The following is a 19,645-nucleotide window of genomic DNA, read 5'->3' as shown; positions in this document are numbered from 1 at the left end:
GCCCGATAACGGGTTCTTGACGCCATCTGAGCCATGCGCAACGCGAGTTGATCTCAAACCATCCCGCTGGCGTTCGGGGGTTTTCCCTAGATGGGCGGGCGCTTCAGGTGCGGGTGGGGTCCTGCCGTACGACGGACATCACGCGCTCCCCCGCCGGTGGGACGCCCACGCACTCGACGTACCGCGCCGCACCGGACGTTCTCGGTTCCCTGCACGGCCCCGGGCGACCGTGGCGGCGTACGGGACCGGGTGGCCCCGCGCGCTCGGCGACGCAGGGCCCCCGCTCCTGGCGCTCCCCGGGCAGCCGGACGCGTTCGGCGGCGCTCGGCGTGTCCTCGTGGGCGCGCAGCACCGCCGGGTCCTGCGCGGCGACCAGGACCGTGCGCAGAACGACCGAACGTACGGGCGGGGCGAGTTGGGGCAGGGGGACGGCGGGGTCGAGGGCGGGCGCGGCGGCGGCGAGGGGCAGGGCGGCCAGCAGGGTGCCTGCGCGGCCGCGCAGGGAGCGCACGGCCCTGTCCCGTCCACCGGACACCTGTGATTCCTCCGGGCGATGGCGCGGCGCCAAGCGCCGAGGAACGCCTCGGGGTCGAGCTCGTCATCGGCCACAACGTAGGCGGCGAGGCGCAGTTCACCGCCGCCCGGCGCGCGCACGGCGGCCACCACGGCGTCGGTGACGCCCTCGGCGGACCGCAACTGCGTCACACACGTGACAGCGCCCACCAAGGGTGTGACAGCACTCGCCACATAAGGCACACAACCAGGCACGCATCTGGCACATTTCCGCACACTGCTTGCCGCGCCCCCTTGACCTGCATCGCTGCAAAGAATCCGCCAAGGTCGCACACCGCACGGCGGGCGGTTCGACAGTCCGACCCCGTTCGCCCTACTCTGCCGCCGTACCAAACGGCGACAGTGCCGCAAACTCCATGCGGTGCTTGACCACGAGCAGCGGCGCTTGACCACGAGCAGTGGTCACGCGGCTTGCCGCGTGTCAGCCGCTTGCCGCCTCCCGGCAAGCCGGGGCGACCCCTGAGGACGATCATGATCGAACAGCCCGCGTTCGGACGCAGACTGCGGCAGCTGCGAGTGCAACGCGGCCTGTCCCAGACCGAACTGGCGGGTGACGAGGTGTCGGCCAGCTACGTCTCCCGCGTCGAGAGCGGCCGGCGCTCGCCCAACGAACTGATCGCCGCCTTCTTCGCCCGTCGGCTCGAAGTGTCCCTGGAAGTCCTGACCGATCCCACGTCCCACGACGACGCGGGGCACCGCAGCCGCCGGCTCGACATCGCGGGGCGGCTCCTCGACGCCCGCGACCTGCGCAAGGACCGCGATCTTTCCGACGCCGCGGAGCTGCTGCGCGGCATCGGCGCCGCGGCCGCGGGGCACGCCGAGGAGGACGTGCTGTGGGAGGCGACCTGGGAGCTCGCCGAGGTCCTGAGGGAGTTGGGCGACACCGCCGAGGAGCACACCGTCCTGACCCGCCTGTCCGAGGCCTCCCTGTCGCAGGAGACGCCCCGGCTCGGCGCCCGCGTCGCCACCGCGCTCTCCGACAACCTCCGCCGTCAGGGCCGCCTCGGCGAGGCCGTACGGGCCGCAGAGCACGCCGTGTCGGTCACCGTCACGCTGCCGCCCACCGCGCACGGGCGGGTGAGCGCGATGCTGGCCCTCATCCACGCCTACACCGACAGCGGTGAGCCGGCGAACGCGGCGGGCCTCGCCGACACCTTCGAGGAGATCGCCGGGGACATCCCGTCCCGGCAGCTGCGCGGCCAGGTCTACTGGGCGGCCGGCAGCGCCCGCTTCCACGGCGGACGGCCCGCGGACGGGGTGCGGCTGCACGAGCAGGCCTTCGCCTGTCTGCGCCCGGACGCGAACCTCGCGGACTGGGCCCGCCTGCGCCGGGCGTCCGCGGCGCTCCGCCTGGAGCACGACCTGTCGGACAGCGCGACGGAGCACGCGGAGCGGCTGCTCGCCCGCGCCCGCCAGGCCCTTGACCTGGTCGGCAGCGAGGACGACCGGGCCCACCTCATGCTGGCCGAGGCCCAGCTGGCGCTGCGTCAGGGCAAGCCCGAACGGGTCCTCGAGCTGACGGCCGAGGCGTGCGGGTCCGGCGCCGAACTGCAGCTGGCGGGGCGGGGCGAATGCCATCTGCTCGCGGCCCGCGCGCACGCCCTGGCCGGGGACACGGCGGCGGCCAGGGACTGCTTCCGGCTCGCCGCCGAGACCCTCGACCGGGCGGGCGCGTACCGCAAGTCGTCCGAGGCCTGGCGGCAGTTGAGCGACCTGCTCACGGCCGGCCCCGGGGACGGGCCGGCCGCGGCCACCGACTGACCGGACCGGAGCGCCGGGGGACGCGACCCGGTCGGGCCACGGGGCACCGAGCGCCGGAGTGCGGCACGGGGTTCAGCAGGAGTGCGCCCGGCGGAAGAACGGGTCGAACGTCCAGGTGTGCAGCGGTCAGGCGTGCAGCCGCCCGTCGCCCAGTAGTGCTGCCACTACCGCCGATGGGCAGGCCTGCACGCTCGGAGCGGCGCCCTCTCCCTCCTTAAGATCGCTGCCAGTCGAGCCGACGACCGGAGGGGTGCCATGAGGCTGAGACCACCGCGGATTCGAGCAGCCCTCTACCGCGTCGCACGGAGCCTGCTCGCCCGCGAGACCCGCAACGATCTGCTCCAGCTGCTCACCACGCTGGCGCTGACGCCGCTGTACTGCACGCCGGTCGTCCTGTTCACGCTCGGCGCGGGCCTGACCCCGCTGCTGCTCCTCGGCCTGCCGCTGCTTCCGCTCGCCATGAAGACGGCGGGCTGGACCGCCCGTCTCGACCGCGAACGCCTGTACTTCCTCCAGGAGTTGGACATCGACCTGCCCGTGGCCGCGCCCGGCGGCGGCTGGAAGGAGCGCCTGGAGCGGCTCTTCGGCCGCCGCGCCTGGCGCGAGCTGGGCTTCACCGGCGTCATGACGCTGTGGGGGCTCGGCGTGGGCGGCCTGGTGGTGGGCCTGCTCTCGGCGGGTCTGCTGCTCGCGCTGCTGCCCTTCATCGGCCCCTTCCTGCCGGACGGCTCCTCGCTGTTCGGCGTGGACCCGGGGAGCCCGGCAGGGGCGCTGTCCGGCTGTGCCGTCGGGCTCGCGCTGCTCGCCTCCGGGCTCCGGCTCAGCGGGCCGCTGGCGAGGACCGAGTCCGCGATGGTCGCCCGGATCCTCGGCGCCGACCGCGTCGACCATCTCGTACGCCGGATGATCGATCTGGAGGACAGCCGTTCGCGGATGGTCGACGCCGCGGAGCTCGAGCGGCAGCGCATCGAGCGCGACCTGCACGACGGGGCGCAGCAGCGGCTGCTCTCGGTCGCCATGAGCCTCGGCCGGGCCAAGTCCCGCTTCGACCGGGACCCGGACAAGGCGCGCCAGTTGGTCCTGTCCGCGCACGAGGAGGCCAAGGCCGCCATGCGGGAGCTGCGCGACGTGACCCGCGGCCTGCACCCCGCGATCCTCACCGAGCAGGGCATCCAGCCCGCCCTGGCCACGATCGTGGCCCGCTGCCCGGTCCCCGTCACGCTGTCCGTGGACCTGCCGCAGCGCCCCAGTCCGCGGGCCGAGGCGGTCGCGTACTACGTGGTGTCCGAGCTCCTGACGAACATCGCCAAGCACGCGGCGGCCCACCGGGGCGCGGTGCGGGTCTTCCGCGAGGAGGAGCTGCTGCGCCTCCTCGTCACCGACGACGGGATCGGCGGCGCCGACCCCGGCCGCGGCTCGGGCATCAGCGGTCTGCGCGACCGGGTGCGCGCGGTCGACGGGCACCTCATGCTCACCAGCCCCGCCGGTGGCCCCACCGTCGCGGACGTCACGCTTCCCTGGAAGGCTTGAGGACCACCACCCATGTTGCGCGTCGTGATCGCGGAAGACTCCGTCCTGCTCCGCAGCGGCCTCGCCAAGCTGCTCATCGACGAGGACATCGACGTCGTCGGACAGGCCGGGGACGCCGACGAGTTGCTGGCGCTCGTCGCCGACCTCACCCCCGACCTGTGTGTGGTGGACGTGCGGATGCCGCCGACCCACACCGACGAGGGGCTGCGCGCCGCCCTGTCGATCCGCGCCGCGGACCCGGGCCAGGCCGTGCTCGTGCTCTCCCAGTACGTGGAGGCCCGGTACGCCGCCAAGCTGCTCGCCGCCGGCAGCGTGGGCCTCGGCTATCTGCTCAAGGACCGCGTCGCCGACGTGGACGAGTTCGTGGCCACCCTGCACCGCGTCGCCGACGGCGGCACCGCGCTCGACGCCGAGGTGGTCAGCCAGATCTTCGCGGGCAACCAGAAGCAGGACGAGCTCGCGCCGCTCACGCCGCGGGAGCGGGAGGTGCTCGCCCTGATGGCGGAGGGGCTCAGCAACAACGGCCTCGCGGAGCGCCTGTTCATCACCGAGCGCGCCGTCGAGAAGCACATCCGCTCCATCTTCACCAAGCTCGACCTGCGCCCCGACGACACGGGGCACCGCCGTGTGCGCGCCGTCCTGCAGTACCTCGACTCCCTCACCGACTCCCGCCGATCAACGGAGTGAGACATGTCCCAGGCTCCCCCGCCCGCGCGCCTCGCGGCCCGCGGCGACAAGGGCCCGTACCCGCCGTTCGTGGCCACGCTGGTCCGGTTGCGGATGGTGCGGCCCCTGGAGAAGTACATCCGGTTCGTCTTCACCAAGTGCGACGTGCCGACCGGCGGGGTCCGGGAGAGCGCGCCCGCGCCGTCCGCGCGTCCCGCGCCGCCCGCCCGGTCCAACTGGCCCGCACCACCCACCGACCCGCGCTGACCACCGCGGTCCACCCCGCGCCACCGCAGACCTTCGCAGGCCCCCACGGGCCATCGCCGACCGGAGTCAGACATGCATGAGACCCTCACCTCGACCGGCTCCCCGCTGCGTTCACCGGGCGGCCCCCGGAGCTCCCGGCTGCGGCGGATCGTCCGCCTCCTCGCGCTCCTCACCGGCATCACGGTGGTCGGCGGGGCCGCGTGGTACCTGTTCCTCTTCCTGGTCACCCGGACCGAGACCGGCACGGTCGCGATCGACACGTCCGTGCGGAGCGTGGTGGTCGAGATCAGCAGCGGCGACATCGACGTCGAGGTGGCCGGCAAGGGCGAGGAGCCGGAGCTGCACAAGAAGCTGACCAAGTCGCTGCGTACGCCCGACGAGCGGATCGATCAGGACGGCGACACCCTGCGCGTCAGCGCCGACTGCGGCGAGGGCATGGGCACGTGCGGGTCGGACTACCGCCTGACGGTGCCCGCCGGCACGAAGGTCAAGGCCGTGACGCGGCTCGGCGACGTGACGGTGAAGGGCGTGCGGAACTCCGTCGAGGCCCGCACCCGCATCGGCGGCGTCCACCTCGAACACGTCGACGGCGAGCGGATCGTCACCGCGAGCAAGACCGGCGCCATCACGCTGAAGAACGTCGACTTCGACACCGCCGCAGCCACGTCCAAGCTGGGCGACATCCGCTTCGAGGACATCGAGGCGTTCACGAGGATCAAGGCCGTCAGCAAGCTGGGCGACGTGAACCTGCGGCTGCCCCAGGACGCGGGCCCGTACGCCGTGACGACCTTCACCAAGGTCGGCGACCGGACGGTGGACGTGGACCAGGACCCCGATTCCGGTACGACGGTGGAGGCCCGCACGAAGATCGGCGACGTGACGGTGCGCGCCGACTGACGGACCCGGCACCGCCGCCTGACGCAACGACAGGCACCGCCCGCGCCGTCCAGCCAGCGCCTTGACATCAAGGTCACAGCTCTTGCCGAAGGTCATGCCGACGGTGCTCCGGTTGACCTCGTCGGCCCGCCGACGCAACAACCCGCAAAGCACGCCAAGTTCGCCTGCCCTCCCCCGGAAAGAATGACCGGTGCTTTTCCCGCCCGAGCCCACGGCGAACAAGTCCCGGGCACCTACAGGGAAGTGAACCCGCCATATCTCCCCGCGCCCCGGCCCTCCCATGAAGAACAGCGCCCCCAGCGCTGGGGAGAAGCCAAGGCCGCAGCTCAAGGGCCGCGCCGGACCCGGACGCCACGGATGGCGCCTTCGCATGCCTTTCCCCGGCAGTCCCGGCGGCCGTTCCGGTCGGCGCCATTTCCCCTGCGCCCCGCGAGACGGCCGGGACTAGCGTCGTCCGGGCCCGGGAAAAGTCCCCGGGACACGATGCAGGAGGGGGTACGGCATGGCCGCCAACGCGGAATTCCGTCCGAGGACCCAGCTCGACCGCGACCAGGCGTGGACGTCCGGCGACGGGCACCTGGTCCTGCGCCTCCAGCGGGACGGCAACTTCGTCCTCGAACTCGACGGCAAGGCCCAGTGGCAGGCCCCGGGCGCCTGGGGCCGCGGCTACGAGGTCGCCTTCGAGAAGGACGGCAACCTCTACGTGTACGACGACCGCGACCAGCTGGTCTGGCACGCCCTGCCCCTGGAGCGGCGGAACTTCGGTGGCAAGCTCCGGCTCAACGAGGAGACCGGCAAGGTGGAGATCCTCGACCAGGGCCAGGAGGTCATCTGGTCGGCGCCGTAAGGCCGTTGCCGCACCTGTAGGACCACGAAGGCCGCACCTGTAGGACCAAGAGGGAACAAACCGCGGTGGGACGGGTACAGCACCCCGTCCCACCGCGACGCATGCCTCGTCACCCACCGCCGATCGCCAACCCGTGGCGGGAAACCGGCGACTGCCTTACGCTCGCCGCCACAGGCGCACCACACTGGAACTCCACGACCAAGGGTCGGCGAGCGACGAGGAGTTGGTGAGATGTCCACGCAGTCCCCCGCGGGAGCCGCGCAGGCCACCAGAGGTGTGATCGACGCCTATCTGGCACGGCTCGCGGACCGGGACCTGGACGGTGCGGCGCAGCTGTTCTCCGAATCGGTGGAGTGGGTCTCGCCGCACGTGCCCGCCGTGCCGTGGTCGGGGCCCCTGGCCGGGCGGTCGGGGGTCATGACGTTCTTCACCACGCTCCACGAGTATCTGCAGCCCGAGCAGTTCACCGTCACACACATCGTGGTCGACGGCGAGCAAGGCGTGATCATCGGGCATCTGAGCGACACCGTCAAAGCCACCGGCAAGCCGCTGACCACGCCCTTCGCCGCCCATCTCACGGTCGTCGACGGCCAGGTCACCCGCTACCACCTCTTCGAGGACACTCATGCCCTCCACCGGGCCGTGACCGACAGCTGACGCGAGGCCCGCAGCCCGTACCCCCCAGGAGAGGCACGAGAGATGACCCCCCGTGGCATGCCGTCCCACCCGGCCGTACGCGCGTTCGTCGACGCGGTCAACGCCCAGGACCGCGACGCGCTCTGGGCCGTGCTCGCCAAGGACGCGACCGTCGTCGACGTCGGAACCAAGCGCGACCTGGACGCGTGGGTGGAGAGGGAGCTGTTCTCCGCCCACGCGCGGATGGAGGTGGTGCGCGAATCCCCCGACGGCCTGTCGGTGACCGCCCAGTTCCACAACGACATCTGGGGCGACATCGGCACCGCGTGGGAGTTCTCCGTCTCCGACGGCGTGATCCGGGGCTTCGTCACCGGCCCCGGCTGAGCGCCGCAGCGGCCGCCCCGGACGGCGGCGGCACGAAGCGCGGGAGAGGGGGAAGAACAGACCCAGGAAGAGCGGCAAGCGGGCACAGGGAAGCAGAGGGCATGGAGTGAGCCGCACCTCGGGGCCCGAGGAGGACCCGGCACCGAAGGAGTCGGTGCGCATCCGCCTCCTCGGCCCGGTGAGCGTGGACGTCCAGGGCCGCCACGTCGGTCTCGGGCCGCAGCAACGCGCACTCCTCGCGGTCCTCGCGCTCGCCCGCGGCCGCCCCGTCAGCACGTCGCGGCTCGCCGAGCTCCTGTGGGAGGACGACGCGCCGGACGGTGCGATCAGCGCCCTGCGCACCCACGTCCTGCATCTGCGCCGCATCCTCGAACCGGGCCGCCGGGCCACCTCCGGCTTCGAGGTCCTGGTCAGCGCGGGCGCCCGCAGCAACACCAGCTACACCCTGCAGGTGACCGACGAGCAGGTCGACGCGCTGCGCTTCGTGCACCTCACCGACCAGGCCCGCAAGGCCGCCGCCGAGAACGACGCCACGGCCGTGGTCGCCCTGCTCGACGAGGCCCTCGCCCTGTGGACCGGGCCCGCGCTCGAAGGGGTCAGCGACCGCCGCTTCGCCCTGGCCGAGGCCGACCGCCTCGAAGAGCTGCGCCTGGTGGCAAGGGAGGACCGCATCGACGCGCTCATCGACCTGGGCCGCCACGAGACCTGCCTCTCCGAACTGGCCACGCTGGTACGGGAGTTCCCGCTGCGCGAGCGGCTGCGCTGCCAGCTGATGCTGGCCCTGTACGGCTCCGGCAGGCAGGCGGACGCGCTCGCCGCGTACCGCGACTTCTACCAGCTCCTCGACGACGAGGTGGGCATCGAGCCGGGCCACCAGCTCAAGGAGATCCATCAGCGCGTCCTCTCCGGCGACCCCGCCCTCACCCCGAGCCCCGCGCCCACCCCCACGCACGCCCCCGCCCCGGCCCCCGAGCCCGCACCGCCGCCCGCGCCGCCGCCGGTCCCGCGCCAGCTCCCGCCCGACGTGGCCAGCTTCACCGGCCGCAGCGCCTATCTGCGGGAGCTCGACGCGCTGCTCTCGCACTACGACGCGGGCCCGGGGCAGACCCTGGTGATCTCCTCCGTGTCCGGCATGGCGGGCGTCGGCAAGACCGCGCTCGCCGTGCACTGGATGCACCGGGTGGCCGACCGCTTCCCCGACGGCCAGCTGTACGCGAACCTGCGCGGCCACACCCCGGAGCCCCCGACCACGGCCGACGAGGCCCTCGGGCAGCTCCTGCGGGCCCTCGGCGTCGGCACCGGGCACCTGCCGGAGAGCACGGACGAGAAGGCCGCCCTCTACCGCTCGCTGCTCGCGGGCAAGCGCATGCTGATCCTCCTCGACGACGCCGCCGGACTCGAACAGGTGCGGCCGCTCCTTCCCGGCTCGCCGACCTGCTTCGTCGTCGTCACCAGCCGCAACGACCTGCGGGGCCTGACCGCGTTCCACGACGCCCACCGCGTCAGCCTCGCCGTCTTCGGCGAGGAGGAGGCGCTCGCCCTGCTCACCCGCGTCATCGGCGCCGACCGTGTCCGGGCCGAGCCGGAGGCCGCCGCCGAAGCGGTCCGGCTGTGCGGCCGCCTCCCCCTGGCCGTCAGGATCGTCGCGGCCCACCTCATCGGCGGCCTGCACCTGCCGATCGCGGAGGTCGTCCGCGGGCTGCGCGGCGGCGACCCGCTCGCCGAGCTCGCCCTCGACGAGGAGCAGCACACCGGCGTACGCAGCGCCCTCGCGCTGTCCTACCGGTCCCTGCCCGCCCCGGAGCGCGACCTCCTTCGGCTGCTCGCCCTCGCCCCCGGCCCCGAGCTCACCGCCCCGGCCGCCGCCGCCCTCGCCGACGCACCGGCGCCCGCCACCTCCCGGCTCCTGGACCAACTGGTGGCCCGCAGCCTCCTGGAGACGCACCGGCCCGGCCGGTTCCATCTGCACGCCCTGGTACGGCTCTTCGCCCGGGAGCGGGCCGAGGCGGAGGACCACGCCCTGGTGCGCGAGAGAGCCGTCGGCCGGCTGCTCACCTGGTATCTGGCGACCGCGGAGCAGGCCGCCCACCTGCTCTACGGCACGTTCTACTCCTGGTACGCCGCGGGTCCGCAGGAGCCGGACGGCTCCCCCACCGCGCCGCTCACCTTCCCCCGCGCCGCCGCCGCACTCGCCTGGCTGGACGACGAGCGGCCCGCGCTGCTCGCGTGCGCGCAGCACGCCGTGCGCAACGGGCCCCGCCCCTTCGCCTGGAAGGCCGCGCTCGCCGTGCACGGCCATCTGATGGAGCACGGCCGGCGCGCCGACTGGCTGCGCGCCGCGCACGCCGGGCTGCGGGCCGCCGACGCCGAACACGACGACCACGCACGGGCGGTGATGCACTGGAGCCTGTGCTACGTGCTGTGGGAGCTGGCCCGGCACGGCGACGCGCTGCGGCACAGCGCCCGCGCCGACGCCCTGTTCGCGGAGGCCGGGCTGCCCGTCGAGCAGGCCGGCGCGGTACTCGGCCTCGCCGCGTCGCACCGCGAGCTGGGTGCCCTCGACCAGGCCGCCCACGACGCCGCACGGGCCCTTGCCCTCTACCGCCAGGGCGGCCAGCCCGCCGGTGAGGCCTGGGCGCTGTTCCTGCTCGGCTCCGTCCGCCACGACCAGGGCCGCCTCGACGCCGCGCTGCCGTACTTCACCGACGCCCTGGACCGCGCCGAGGCGTCCGGCGACCAGCACACCGTCATGCTCTCCCTGTGGGGTCTCGGCGCCGTCCGGCATGCGCTGGGCGCGTCGGACGAGGCACAGCACCTGCTCTCCCAGGCCCTCGCCGTGGACGGCCGACTCCTTTCCACGTACGCGGCGGAGGGCGCCCTCAACGCGCTGGCGGTGGTGTCACGGGACGCGGGCGACCCGCGGCTCGCGCTCAAGTACGCCCTCGACGCGCTCAGCGTCACCCATCGCACGCACCGCCGCCTGGTGGAGCCGGACGCCCTGAACACGATCGGTACGGCGCTGCTGCTCCTGGACGACGTGCCCGGCGCCCTCGACCACCACCGCCGCGCCCTGGACTCGGCCCGTGCGGCGGGCTGCCGCCGGGCCGAGGCCGCGGCCTGCGTGGGCCTCGCCGCCGTCCACCGGCACCTCGGCGACCACCGCGAGGCCCTCGCCTGCACCCGGCGGGCGCTGAGCACCGCCCGGCAGGCCGGGCTCCGGCTCGCCGAGGGCGAGGCGCAGACCGAGCTCGCCCGCGTCCATCTGGCCCTCGGCCAGCACACCAAGGCGACGCAGGCCGTCGAGCGGGCCCGCCGACTGCACCGGTCGGCAGGCCACCTCCCAGGCCTCACCCGAGCCGAGGAAGCAGCCGCGACCCTCCGGACGTCCCCCCTCAACTCCCCACCCACGCCACCACCGTGACCGCACGAAGCCCGCTGCCCACCGGCCGAAGAGCCGGGCCCCGGCCCACCACCGGGCTCGCTCGCGCCCGCTTCGGGCCGCTCAGGTCAGTGCGCGTGTCGCCGCTGTGACGGCGGCGGCCACCAGGACGACGAGGGGTACCGGTGCCTTGAGCCGCCAGGCGACCAGGGCTCCGGCGAAGCCCGCGAGGCGGGCGTCGAAGGTCATGCCGTCGCCGCCCGGCGAGCCCACGAGCTGGGTGACGACCAGGACGGCGAGCAGCGCGGGGGTCAGGTACTCCACGAACCGCGGGAACCAGCCCGGCAGTTCGCGGTCGCCCATCACCAGCGATCCGGCGCCCTTGATGAGGAACGTGGTCACCACGAGGGCACCGACGACGATCCACGGTTCGCTGCTCAACGGCGCCTCCAGGTCATCAGGCCGCCCGCCCTGACCGCCAGGTCCACAGGACGGCGACGAGGCAGGCCACGGCGATGGCGGTGTCGGGCAGCTCGAACGCGGTGAGGACCGCGGCGCAGGCGGCCGCGGTCGCGGCCGCCGTCCGCTTCGGCGCGGTTCCCAAGTGCGGGGCGAGCAGCAGGAAGAACAGCACCGGCGAGACGGCGTCGAGGCCGTAGGTGAGGATGTCCACGGCCTTGAAGGGCCCGATCGCGCCCAGGAGGGTGCCGAGGACCCAGCCGAGCCAGAGCACCACACCGGAGGAGAGCAGCCGCACCCGGTCGAAGCGGCCGTCCGCGTCGCTCGCGATGGCCCAGGACTCCTCGATGACCAGCTGCGACTCGACCGCGCGGCGCGCCCGGCCGCCGCGCAGCGCGGGCAGGATGGCGAAGCCCATCACCAGATAGCGCAGGTTCAGCAGCGTCCCGGCGACGGCTGCCGCCGCCCAGCCGCCGCCGTTGACGATGACCGACACCGCGGCGAACTGCGAGGAGCCGACGAAGACGAGCCCGGACATGGAGGTCGCGGCGAGCGCGCCGAAGCCCGCCCCCTTGGCGAGCACCCCGAAGGAGATGCCGAACGCGAAGATCGCGACGGTGAACGGCACGGCGGCCTTCGCGCCCGCGACCCAGGCGGCGTTCCGCCCGCCGTGCGGGGCGGGGCGGGCGGGCCCGGACTCGGTACCGGTCATCCGGCGTCGCCCGGGCCGGTTCCCGGCGCGGCGACCGGGTCGGCGTCCGGGACGGCCGTGTCGTCCGGCGGGCCGTCGGCGCGGACGAGTCGCGCGTACGCGTCCGCGAGCGCCGTCGTGACGGGGCCGACGCCGAACTCACGGTCGTCGACGGACGTGACCGGCTGCACCTCGTACGCCGTGCCGGTGAGGAAGACCTCCGTGGCGCGGTCCAGTTCGGGCGGCGTGAGGTGGCGCTCGACCACCGGGACGCGCAGGTCGTGGGCGAGGCCGATGACGGTGCGGCGGGTGATGCCGGCGAGGACGCAGTCGGGCGGCGGGGTGTGCAGCTCCCCGTCGATCACCAGGAACAGATTGGCGCCGGTGGCCTCGGCGAGGCGGCCCCGGTGGTCGAGGAGCAGCGCGTCGTCGTGCCCGGCCGCTTCCGCCTCCTGCCCGGCGAGGGAGCCGATGGCGTACAGGGCTGCGGTCTTGGCGCGGACGGGCGCGGTGTCGGGCGCGGGGCGGCGCCAGCGCGAGGTGCCCAGGCGGATGCCGCGCGGCCCGTCGGCGAAGATCCGCGGCCAGGGCCAGGCCGCGACGGCCACGTGCACGCGGTTGTCCGGCGCGATGAGGCGCAGGCTGTCGCTGCCGCGCCAGGCGACGGGCCGGACGTAGCCGTCGCCGATGCCCGCGGCGGCGACGACCTCGCGGGTGACCTCGTCGAGTTCCCCGGCGGTCCAGGGCAGCGCGAAGCCCATCTCGCGGGCCGACGCGACGAGCCGGGCGCTGTGCTCGTGGAGCGCGAAGACCCGCCCGTCGTAGGCCCGTTCGCCCTCGAAGACGCTGCCGCCGTAGTGCAGGCCGTGGCTGAGGACGTGCAGACGGGCCGCGCGCCAGGGGACGAAGGCGCCGTCGAGCCAGATCACGCCGTCGCGGTCGTCGAGCGGCGGGGCGGGGTTCACGTGGCGAACCCCCGCTCTGCGTACGGGAAGCCCTCCAGTTCGTTGACGGCGGTCGTGTCGTCGCGCCGGGACGCGTAGTAGATGCGGACCTCGTCGATCAGGCCGGAGTCGTCGAAGCGGTAGACCTCCGCGCCGCGCAGCACCTTGCCGAGGCGCGGCTTGACGGCGGTCCACTCGCAGACGGCGGTGCGGGTGCGCTCGTCGGCGTAGACGGCGTCCACGGCCCAGAAGGAGTCGTTGGCGCGGACGTCGGCGCCCCAGCGCTCCACGATGGGGTCGATGCCGTGGACGGGCCCCGACATGCCATGGGCGAGATAGTGCACGACCTGCTCGGACAGGCACTGCGCGAACAGGTCGCGGTCGACTTTGTTGCACGCTTCGAAGTACCGCCGCACCGCGGCCTCCATCGCGTCCCGGTCCAGGCTGCCCATGGCGTCCCTCTCCTCGTCCCGTCGGTCTTCTCGGCCCGCCGTCCCGGTCACATCTCGGCCGGGGCGAAGCGCAGCGGCGGCAGGGCGGCGAGCCGCTCCCGCGCGCGCAGGAGCGTCCGCTGGTCGTCCGTGAAGCCGTAGCGGTCGCCCTCCTCGCCCGTGCGCAGCTGCGTCCGTACGAGGTCCTTGGCGGCCGCGCGGTACTCCGCGGGCGTGCCGACCGCCGCTTCCATACCCTCGATCGCGTCGACCAACTCCCGCAGCCCGTCGACGACCCGGTCGGCGTCGAGGCGGAGCCGGTCGGCGCGGTCGACGGCCAGCGCGCGGCGTTCGCGCAGCCAGGAGTAGAGGAAGACGCCGGTGCCCGCGTCGAAGTTGCGGACGGCACGGTCGTCGAGCGGATAGCGGAACATCCGCTCCAGGAGGATCATGGCGATCTGCTCGTCGGCGTACGGCACGACCCCGTCGCCGTGGCACGCGAGCACGGTCCGCGCGTCGACCTTGATCTCTTCGAGGAGTCCGACGAACCAATTCATCTTCAGCTTGATGTGCCGGTCGAGCGGCCATTTTCCTTGATGATGAAAGTAGTCGTGCAGATATCCCCAGATGGAGCGGGCCTGATAGCACGCCGCGGGATCCATTCCCGCCGACGCGACCGGCAGGGATTCGGCGGTGAGCACGGCACGCGCGGCGGGCAGCGCGTACGTCTCGTGAATCCTGCGGAACTTGCTGAAGAAGAAGATCGCGTAACCCTGTTCGGTGACCTTGTCGTGGGCGGCGACATTCTCCGGGAAGAAGACGATGCAGTTCCCGCGGGCGAAACCCGCGCTGGCGGCGAGCAGCACGGTGGCCTGGCAGTTGTTCTTCGGGTGCGGATAGTGGCCCGCCAGGTCGGGGAGCGCGTCGGGTTCCTTGCGGCGTACGAGGAAGAACTCGAGGCGCCTGCCGACCGGCGGCACGCTGTTGGTGGTCTGCACGGGGGCGAGGAACGCCGCCCAGTCGCCGTCGGCCGGTGCGGTGAGCGCGTCCCGGCTGCGGGCGAAGTGCGGGGGCGTGTCGAGCCCGGCGGACAGCCAGCCGTCGATGTCGGCGGCGAGGGCGTCGGCCTGGCCCGCCCTGCCGTGCCCGGTGAACCAGCGGACCGCCTCGTCCTTGACGGCGAGGAGGGCGCGGCGGGCCTCGTCGTCCGGCGCGGGGACGGTGCCGTCGTCGCGCTGGCGGGCGCGGAAGGCGTCGATCCGGGCGATGAGCCCGCCTTCGAGGCGGGCGGCCTCGCCGAGCAGCGGGTCCTGGAGGCGGTCCGCGGTGCCGGTGCCTGTTCCGGTCATCGGCCCGGCTCCTCCCGTACGTGGTGGACCGTGTAGACCATGGGCACTTCGCCGAAGCTGCGCACGGTCCTGAGGCCGTGGGCGCGGGCCGCGACGACGGTGGTGACGCACCCCTCGGCCTTGCCGTCGGCGCAGTCGATGGCGGCCTGCGCGTTGCTGGTCACCAACTGCCGTGCGCCGGTGGGCGGCACGAGCCCGGCCGGCGCCGGGTGGGTGGCGACGGTGGCGGGCTCCGCGGACCCGCCCGGCGCGACGGCGAGCACCATTTCGTGGGTGGGCCACAGGAAGCAGTCCACCATGCGGCAGACGTCCAGGTTCCCGAAGACGAGCGTGTGCAGATCCGGGTAGACGGCGCAGGCGAGCAGGGCGTGCGCGCCGGTCCTCGGCACGGTCTCCATGGCGTATTCGAGCGAGGTGTGCAGGACGACCCGGCCGTCGTGGGCGCGGCCCGGCTTCTGGAACCACAGGTGGGCCGCCGCCTCCAGATTGGTGCCGGTCGGGCCCAGCGTATGCAGATACTTTATGGCGCCGAGCGGCGCGTTTTCCCCCGTCACGCTTCCCACTCCCCCTTGAATTTCCCCCGAAATTCTCCGGTCGTGTCACCGCAACACGGGTCGTGTTGACGGGTCGTGTCGCGGCAACACACGGGCGGCGCGTCGGTGCCCGGCCCGCGTCGGCGATCCTAGGGCGCCCGCTCCCCGCCTTCCACCGGACCCGTTCCCGACCGATCAGTTTTCGGCACTGTGGCCATGACGGTTCGCTCAACGTTCCGGAAATCCGGCGACAAACCGCGCCGTGGTGGGCGACAGACGCGCCGCTTTTATCCACACGCCCGCGCCGGGCGGTGCGCATTCCGTCACGGCGGCCTGGTCGTGTCGTTCCGTGGCGTGACTGCGACGGTGGCGGGCACGGCACCGCGAGGCGGCCTTGTTGGCGCCGCGCGGGGCGTGCTACCCCTTCGGCGAGGAGAGAGCCAAGTCATGCCCCCGTGGACGGAGTTGCGGATGAACGCGCAGGCGCCCGGCACGACCGACCTACCCCCGACCGCCGCCGGCGCTTCCCAGGGCGCGGCGCGCCTGCTCTCCGGGCCGACGGGGCTCGGCACGAGCTCGCTGCGCCTGGCACGGGCCGCGCATCCGGGGACCGCCGACACCGGGTCCGACGCCAGGTCCGGCACCGACGCCAGGTCCGGCACCGACGCCGAACCGGCGGCGGGGGCTGCCGGGCCCGCCGAGTCCCCGTCCCCGCGCATCGAGGGCCTGTACTGCCCTCCGGCCGTGCGCGACGACCGCGTGCTCGCCGACGAGGTCAACGCGCGGCTCGTCGAGTGGGCCGAGCGGGAGGTGAACCTCTACCCGGACACCGATCTGCGCGAGGCGCTCGTCGGCTTCGACCCGGGCCGTTCGGTGGTCCTGTGCCACCCGGACGCGCCGGACATCGACCACCTCATGGCCGCCGCCCGCCTCCTGGTCGGCGAGAACGCCGTGGACGACTACTTCTGCGAGGCCGAGTACGGCGGCAGCGCGGACCGCCGCGGCGCGGCCCTCGTCGTCGCCCAGTCCGCGATCGACCCCGCCCACAACACCGCGCGCTACGAGCGGGACTGGCGGGCCGGGACCGAATCCCACCCGGCGCTGCGGTCGATGCGCTCGGCCATGGAGCACTTCCTGGCCCTGGCCACCCCGGCGCAGGCCCACCGGTTCCGGCACGACATCGCCAACCTCTACCTCGGCTACAACGCGGAGGGCGACTGCATCACCCAGCGCCGCACGCCGGCGGTGTGGGAGTACCTGGTGCAGCGGCAGTTCAACAGCTTCCGCCCGTGCCTGACCCTCACCGACGCCGTCGGCGGCTACGAGCTGCCCGCCCCGCTCTTCGCGGAGCCCACCGTGCAGCGCGCCGTCGCCCTGGCTGCCAACGCCTCGACCATCTGCAACGACCTGTACTCGCTGCGCAAGGAGCAGGCGAGCGAGCGCTTCCACTACAGCCTGCCGACCGCGATCGCCGCCGAGGAGGAGTGCTCCATCGAGGACGCCTTCCAGCAGGCGATCGAGGTCCACAACGACATCGTGCACCGCTTCGAGGAGCTGGCCGCCGCGCTCAGCACCGAACCGCTCATGACCCGCTTCATGGCCGGGCTCGGGAACTGGATGAGCGGCAACCACGAATGGCACGCCGGGAACGTCGGCACGCGTTACGCGACGTCTCCCTGAAGGCCGCCGCGGGCAGAGGTGTCCTGCGCGAGGAATCCCGTGACCGCCGCGGTGAACGCCGCCGGGTCGTCCAGCCACGGATAGTGGCCCGCCCCGGCCTGCACCACGGCGCGCCCGGCGGCGAAGCGCTCCGCCGCCGCGCGCGCCGCGACCGCGGTGGGCCACAGGTCGAGCTCGCCCGCCAGGACCAGGACCGGCGCGGGGAGCCGCCGCAGCCTCCGCGCCAGGGTCTGAGCGTCAGGCTGGTATCCGGCGTAGAAGTGCTCGCTCACCGTCAGGGAACGCTGCGCGGTGTCGGCGGCGGCATGGGCCCGTGCCGCTTCGTCCCAGCGCCCGTACATGAACGGCTCGAACGCGAGGCGGTGCCGCTGTGCCTCGGCGAAGCTGCGGGCCCGCTTCATCGCCCGGTAGGCGGGCAGCGCGTCGGCGTACCACGGCTCGTGGCCGCGGCGGGCGACGACGTCCTCGGCGCCGGTGTCGGAGGCGAGGCCGACGGCGTGCAGCGAGGGGTTGGCCAGGACCAGGCGCGCGACCCGCTCCGGGTGGGCCGCCGTGTACAGCAGGGCGACGCCGCCGCCGGCCGAGTGGCCGAGCAGGTCGACCTCCGCGAGGCCGAGGTGCTCGCGCAGCGCCTCGACGTCCGCGACGAGCCGGTCGACGCGGCAGGTGCCCGGGTCCGCCGGGGTCGCGGAGGCGCCGGTGCCGCGGGTGTCCGGCAGGACGAGGGTGCGGTGCGCGCCGAGGCCGCCGAGGTCGCCCAGGTAGGCGGCGGCGCGGCCGGGGCCGCCGGGCAGGCAGATCAGCGGCCGCCCCCGCCCGGTCACGCGGTAGGCGAGCCGGGTCCCGTCGTAGGCGGTGAAGGTGTGCGTGTCCTGCGGGGCGCTCAGGCTCCTGGGACCGTCCGTGTCGTACGGGATATCTGTGCCGTACGAGACATCTGCGTCGTACGAGGCATCTGTGTTGTACGAGATATCCGTGCCGTACGGGGCGTGCGCGCTGTTCAAGGTCGTCATGACCGCAGACGGTGCCGACGCCCGCGCACCCCTGGCTACTGTTAAGCGAGAGCTACATGGTGGGGGCGGTGCATGGCGGTCCATATCCCGTTGTCCGGTGCGGAGGTCGCCCGGGTGCGGTTCGCGATCTCGCCGCTGGGCGAGACCACACTGGCGCTGCGGGCGCTGCTGCGGGAGGGCGCGCACGCGGTCCACCGGCCCTGGCTGCGCATGGCGCGCCCGCTGGTGGACGACGTCCTGGAGCAGCCCACGGTCGCCCACGTCCTGTCGCGCTGCCTGCCCTCGTTCCTCTTCCCCGTGCCCGGCACGCGCGAGCCGTCCTTCGAGGACGAGATCGCGCTGCTGCGGTCCACCGACACGGACTTCGCCCGCGCCGAACTCGCCGCGGCCCTCGGCGACTCCACGCCCCTGGGCGCCGACCCCGTAGGCACCCTGAACGTCCTGGCCGACACCCTGGAGCGCTTCCACACCCGTGTCGTCGCGCCCCACTGGGGCCGGGTCCGGGCGGTCCTGAACGCCGACGTCGACGCACGGGCGCGGACGCTCACCGGCACCGGGGTCGAGGGCCTCTTCCAGGAGCTGCATCAGGACATCGCCTGGCGCGAGGGCGAGCTCGTCGTGCACGGCGGGCGGCGGCCGGGCTCGCCGTACCGGGTCGACGTGGCCGGGCACGGCCTGGTCCTGATGCCCAGCGCGTTCGCCTGGCCGGACGTCTACGCCGACACCGCGCCCGTGACCGCCGGTTCCGTGCGCTATCCGGCCCGCGGGGTCGGCCTGTTGTGGGAGCGGCCCGCGCCCGTGCCCGACGGCCTCGCCGCGGTCATCGGCCGCACCCGTGCCGCACTCCTCGGCCTCCTCGCCGAACCCCTCACCACGGCGCAGCTCGCCGTCCGCGCCGGGGTCACGCCGAGCGCGGTGTCCCAGCACCTGGGCGCGCTGCGCGCCGCGGGTCTCGTGGCCACCCGCCGGCACGGCAGATCCGCCATACATCTGCGCACGGAACGCGCCGCCCAACTCACGTGCTATTGACGGCAATACGCGCGCTTTTCACGTCTTCCTGACGGCCGATGCCGAACCAGGCCGTCGCGGCACGCCCATGACCCCGCGGAGAACGACGGGTGAAGCGTGAATGCGAATACCCGCATAACCATGCCGACTTGAGGGCGATATGGCGCGATGGCGCTTTTCATGTGGCGTGAAATGACCGCTGCATCGTCGCAACGCCAAGGCACTGTCTCGTCAACCGGACGGAATGGCTTGAATGGTCCACATCGTGACCGAGATTGATCATGAAGGAAGAAAGTGCAGGTCAGAGCCTCGGAGGTGCCCATTCCGGATCGTCGACGCGGTCGTCAATATCGGGCATAGCTGCGTTAGTTCACAATTGCCGCGCCCTCGATCCGTTACGGTTAGTTGGCAGATGGTCACCCCATCTAGTTAGTCGGCGACCCCACAAAGGAGCGCTAGTTCAATGGCATCGGTCTGGGCCTGCCAGGAAGAGCTTCCGGAGCGATCCTCCGGAACACTGGGCGGTCAGGCTTTTTGTAAAGGCAATGTTTCGGCTTTCAATTACGCCGGACAACCATCGAGTCAACGGTCGACGAA

At 73.2% G+C, this 19,645-nt stretch carries 19 protein-coding genes; 11 read left to right on the top strand and 8 right to left on the bottom strand.

All coding sequences use genetic code 11. From position 1 onward, the window contains the following. Positions 1-103: 103 nt before the first annotated feature. Positions 104-535, bottom strand: coding sequence for a hypothetical protein (locus ACFWZ5_RS13665; protein ID WP_384790037.1), 432 nt, complete (start codon positions 533-535; stop codon positions 104-106). 509 nt (positions 536-1,044) lie between these two features. Between ACFWZ5_RS13665 and ACFWZ5_RS13660 the strand changes: the two genes are divergently transcribed. The 9 genes from ACFWZ5_RS13660 to ACFWZ5_RS13620 all read left to right on the top strand — a co-directional run bounded on the left by ACFWZ5_RS13660 (position 1,045) and on the right by ACFWZ5_RS13620 (position 10,982). Beyond that, the gene (locus tag ACFWZ5_RS13660; protein ID WP_384790034.1) at positions 1,045-2,334 is read left to right on the top strand and encodes a helix-turn-helix domain-containing protein; all 1,290 of its coding nucleotides are present in this window, start codon (positions 1,045-1,047) and stop codon (positions 2,332-2,334) included. Between the two features lie 255 nt (positions 2,335-2,589). Then, positions 2,590-3,864: a histidine kinase gene (locus tag ACFWZ5_RS13655; protein WP_384790031.1), complete on the top strand. Its 1,275-nt coding sequence runs from the start codon at positions 2,590-2,592 to the stop codon at positions 3,862-3,864. A gap of 12 nt (positions 3,865-3,876) precedes the next feature. Further along, on the top strand, positions 3,877-4,551 hold the full coding sequence (locus tag ACFWZ5_RS13650) for a response regulator (protein WP_384790028.1): 675 nt from the start codon (positions 3,877-3,879) through the stop codon (positions 4,549-4,551). Positions 4,552-4,554: 3 nt separating this feature from the next. Further along, entirely contained in the window at positions 4,555-4,797 is a 243-nt protein-coding gene (locus ACFWZ5_RS13645) for a hypothetical protein (protein WP_384790025.1), read from the top strand. A 72-nt stretch (positions 4,798-4,869) separates the two neighbouring features. Beyond that, complete coding sequence (locus tag ACFWZ5_RS13640; protein WP_384790022.1) at positions 4,870-5,694, top strand: DUF4097 family beta strand repeat-containing protein; 825 nt, start codon at positions 4,870-4,872, stop codon at positions 5,692-5,694. Positions 5,695-6,196: 502 nt separating this feature from the next. Next, positions 6,197-6,541 carry a hypothetical protein gene (locus tag ACFWZ5_RS13635; RefSeq protein ID WP_384790019.1) on the top strand — a complete coding sequence of 115 codons (345 nt, stop codon included), beginning with the start codon at positions 6,197-6,199 and terminating at the stop codon, positions 6,539-6,541. A 231-nt stretch (positions 6,542-6,772) separates the two neighbouring features. Beyond that, positions 6,773-7,198: a nuclear transport factor 2 family protein gene (locus tag ACFWZ5_RS13630; protein ID WP_384790016.1), complete on the top strand. Its 426-nt coding sequence runs from the start codon at positions 6,773-6,775 to the stop codon at positions 7,196-7,198. A 42-nt stretch (positions 7,199-7,240) separates the two neighbouring features. After that, entirely contained in the window at positions 7,241-7,561 is a 321-nt protein-coding gene (locus ACFWZ5_RS13625; protein ID WP_384790013.1) for a nuclear transport factor 2 family protein, read from the top strand. Between the two features lie 106 nt (positions 7,562-7,667). Then, positions 7,668-10,982, top strand: a complete 3,315-nt coding sequence (locus ACFWZ5_RS13620; protein ID WP_384790010.1) for a BTAD domain-containing putative transcriptional regulator — start codon at positions 7,668-7,670, stop codon at positions 10,980-10,982. An 81-nt stretch (positions 10,983-11,063) separates the two neighbouring features. Here the strand turns inward: ACFWZ5_RS13620 and ACFWZ5_RS13615 are convergent, their stop codons facing one another. The 6 genes from ACFWZ5_RS13615 to ACFWZ5_RS13590 are packed head-to-tail and all read right to left on the bottom strand — an operon-like array spanning position 11,064 to position 15,368. Then, entirely contained in the window at positions 11,064-11,381 is a 318-nt protein-coding gene (locus tag ACFWZ5_RS13615; protein ID WP_384790007.1) for an AzlD domain-containing protein, read from the bottom strand. Positions 11,382-11,397: 16 nt separating this feature from the next. Beyond that, positions 11,398-12,111, bottom strand: a complete 714-nt coding sequence (locus tag ACFWZ5_RS13610; RefSeq protein ID WP_384790004.1) for an AzlC family ABC transporter permease — start codon at positions 12,109-12,111, stop codon at positions 11,398-11,400. After that, the gene (locus ACFWZ5_RS13605; protein ID WP_384790001.1) at positions 12,108-13,055 is read right to left on the bottom strand and encodes a branched-chain amino acid transaminase; all 948 of its coding nucleotides are present in this window, start codon (positions 13,053-13,055) and stop codon (positions 12,108-12,110) included. Before ACFWZ5_RS13605 ends, ACFWZ5_RS13610 begins: the two co-directional genes overlap by 4 nt. Then, on the bottom strand, positions 13,052-13,486 hold the full coding sequence (locus ACFWZ5_RS13600; RefSeq protein WP_384789998.1) for a nuclear transport factor 2 family protein: 435 nt from the start codon (positions 13,484-13,486) through the stop codon (positions 13,052-13,054). The genes ACFWZ5_RS13605 and ACFWZ5_RS13600 overlap by 4 nt, the downstream gene beginning before the upstream one ends. Before the next feature lie 47 nt (positions 13,487-13,533). After that, positions 13,534-14,814, bottom strand: a complete 1,281-nt coding sequence (locus tag ACFWZ5_RS13595) for a DUF6421 family protein (RefSeq protein ID WP_384789995.1) — start codon at positions 14,812-14,814, stop codon at positions 13,534-13,536. Continuing rightward, positions 14,811-15,368 carry a bacilysin biosynthesis protein BacA gene (locus ACFWZ5_RS13590; RefSeq protein ID WP_384789992.1) on the bottom strand — a complete coding sequence of 186 codons (558 nt, stop codon included), beginning with the start codon at positions 15,366-15,368 and terminating at the stop codon, positions 14,811-14,813. The genes ACFWZ5_RS13595 and ACFWZ5_RS13590 overlap by 4 nt, the downstream gene beginning before the upstream one ends. 426 nt (positions 15,369-15,794) lie before the next feature. Between ACFWZ5_RS13590 and ACFWZ5_RS13585 the strand changes: the two genes are divergently transcribed. Beyond that, a complete protein-coding gene (locus ACFWZ5_RS13585) occupies positions 15,795-17,027 on the top strand; it encodes a family 2 encapsulin nanocompartment cargo protein terpene cyclase (RefSeq protein ID WP_384789988.1) in 1,233 nt (410 codons plus the stop codon). On the opposite strand, the gene ACFWZ5_RS13580 is transcribed toward ACFWZ5_RS13585, so the two are convergent. Further along, complete coding sequence (locus tag ACFWZ5_RS13580; RefSeq protein WP_384789985.1) at positions 17,009-18,040, bottom strand: alpha/beta fold hydrolase; 1,032 nt, start codon at positions 18,038-18,040, stop codon at positions 17,009-17,011. The genes ACFWZ5_RS13585 and ACFWZ5_RS13580 overlap by 19 nt on opposite strands. A gap of 72 nt (positions 18,041-18,112) precedes the next feature. Here ACFWZ5_RS13580 and ACFWZ5_RS13575 point away from each other — a divergent pair, with 72 nt between their 5' ends. Then, positions 18,113-19,069 (top strand): DUF5937 family protein, encoded by a 957-nt coding sequence (locus ACFWZ5_RS13575; protein ID WP_384789983.1) that lies wholly within the window; start codon positions 18,113-18,115, stop codon positions 19,067-19,069. The last annotated feature ends 576 nt before the right edge of the window (positions 19,070-19,645 follow it).

It is taken from the genome of Streptomyces sp. NPDC059003, from assembly GCF_042740445.1.
Lineage (GTDB): Bacteria > Actinomycetota > Actinomycetes > Streptomycetales > Streptomycetaceae > Streptomyces.
The sequence above is the reverse complement of the archived record's forward strand: the minus strand, read 5'-3'. Positions and strand labels throughout refer to the sequence as shown.

Coding starts and splice junctions, on each gene's coding strand:
- ACFWZ5_RS13575 (WP_384789983.1), top strand. CDS start 18,113: ATGGCGGTCCATATCCCGTTGTCCGGTGCGGAGGTCGCCCGGGTGCGG.
- ACFWZ5_RS13645 (WP_384790025.1), top strand. CDS start 4,555: ATGTCCCAGGCTCCCCCGCCCGCGCGCCTCGCGGCCCGCGGCGACAAG.
- ACFWZ5_RS13600 (WP_384789998.1), bottom strand. CDS start 13,486: ATGGGCAGCCTGGACCGGGACGCGATGGAGGCCGCGGTGCGGCGGTAC.
- ACFWZ5_RS13580 (WP_384789985.1), bottom strand. CDS start 18,040: ATGACGACCTTGAACAGCGCGCACGCCCCGTACGGCACGGATATCTCG.
- ACFWZ5_RS13625 (WP_384790013.1), top strand. CDS start 7,241: ATGACCCCCCGTGGCATGCCGTCCCACCCGGCCGTACGCGCGTTCGTC.
- ACFWZ5_RS13585 (WP_384789988.1), top strand. CDS start 15,795: ATGCCCCCGTGGACGGAGTTGCGGATGAACGCGCAGGCGCCCGGCACG.
- ACFWZ5_RS13655 (WP_384790031.1), top strand. CDS start 2,590: ATGAGGCTGAGACCACCGCGGATTCGAGCAGCCCTCTACCGCGTCGCA.
- ACFWZ5_RS13640 (WP_384790022.1), top strand. CDS start 4,870: ATGCATGAGACCCTCACCTCGACCGGCTCCCCGCTGCGTTCACCGGGC.
- ACFWZ5_RS13660 (WP_384790034.1), top strand. CDS start 1,045: ATGATCGAACAGCCCGCGTTCGGACGCAGACTGCGGCAGCTGCGAGTG.
- ACFWZ5_RS13595 (WP_384789995.1), bottom strand. CDS start 14,814: ATGACCGGAACAGGCACCGGCACCGCGGACCGCCTCCAGGACCCGCTG.
- ACFWZ5_RS13610 (WP_384790004.1), bottom strand. CDS start 12,111: ATGACCGGTACCGAGTCCGGGCCCGCCCGCCCCGCCCCGCACGGCGGG.
- ACFWZ5_RS13630 (WP_384790016.1), top strand. CDS start 6,773: ATGTCCACGCAGTCCCCCGCGGGAGCCGCGCAGGCCACCAGAGGTGTG.
- ACFWZ5_RS13650 (WP_384790028.1), top strand. CDS start 3,877: ATGTTGCGCGTCGTGATCGCGGAAGACTCCGTCCTGCTCCGCAGCGGC.
- ACFWZ5_RS13635 (WP_384790019.1), top strand. CDS start 6,197: ATGGCCGCCAACGCGGAATTCCGTCCGAGGACCCAGCTCGACCGCGAC.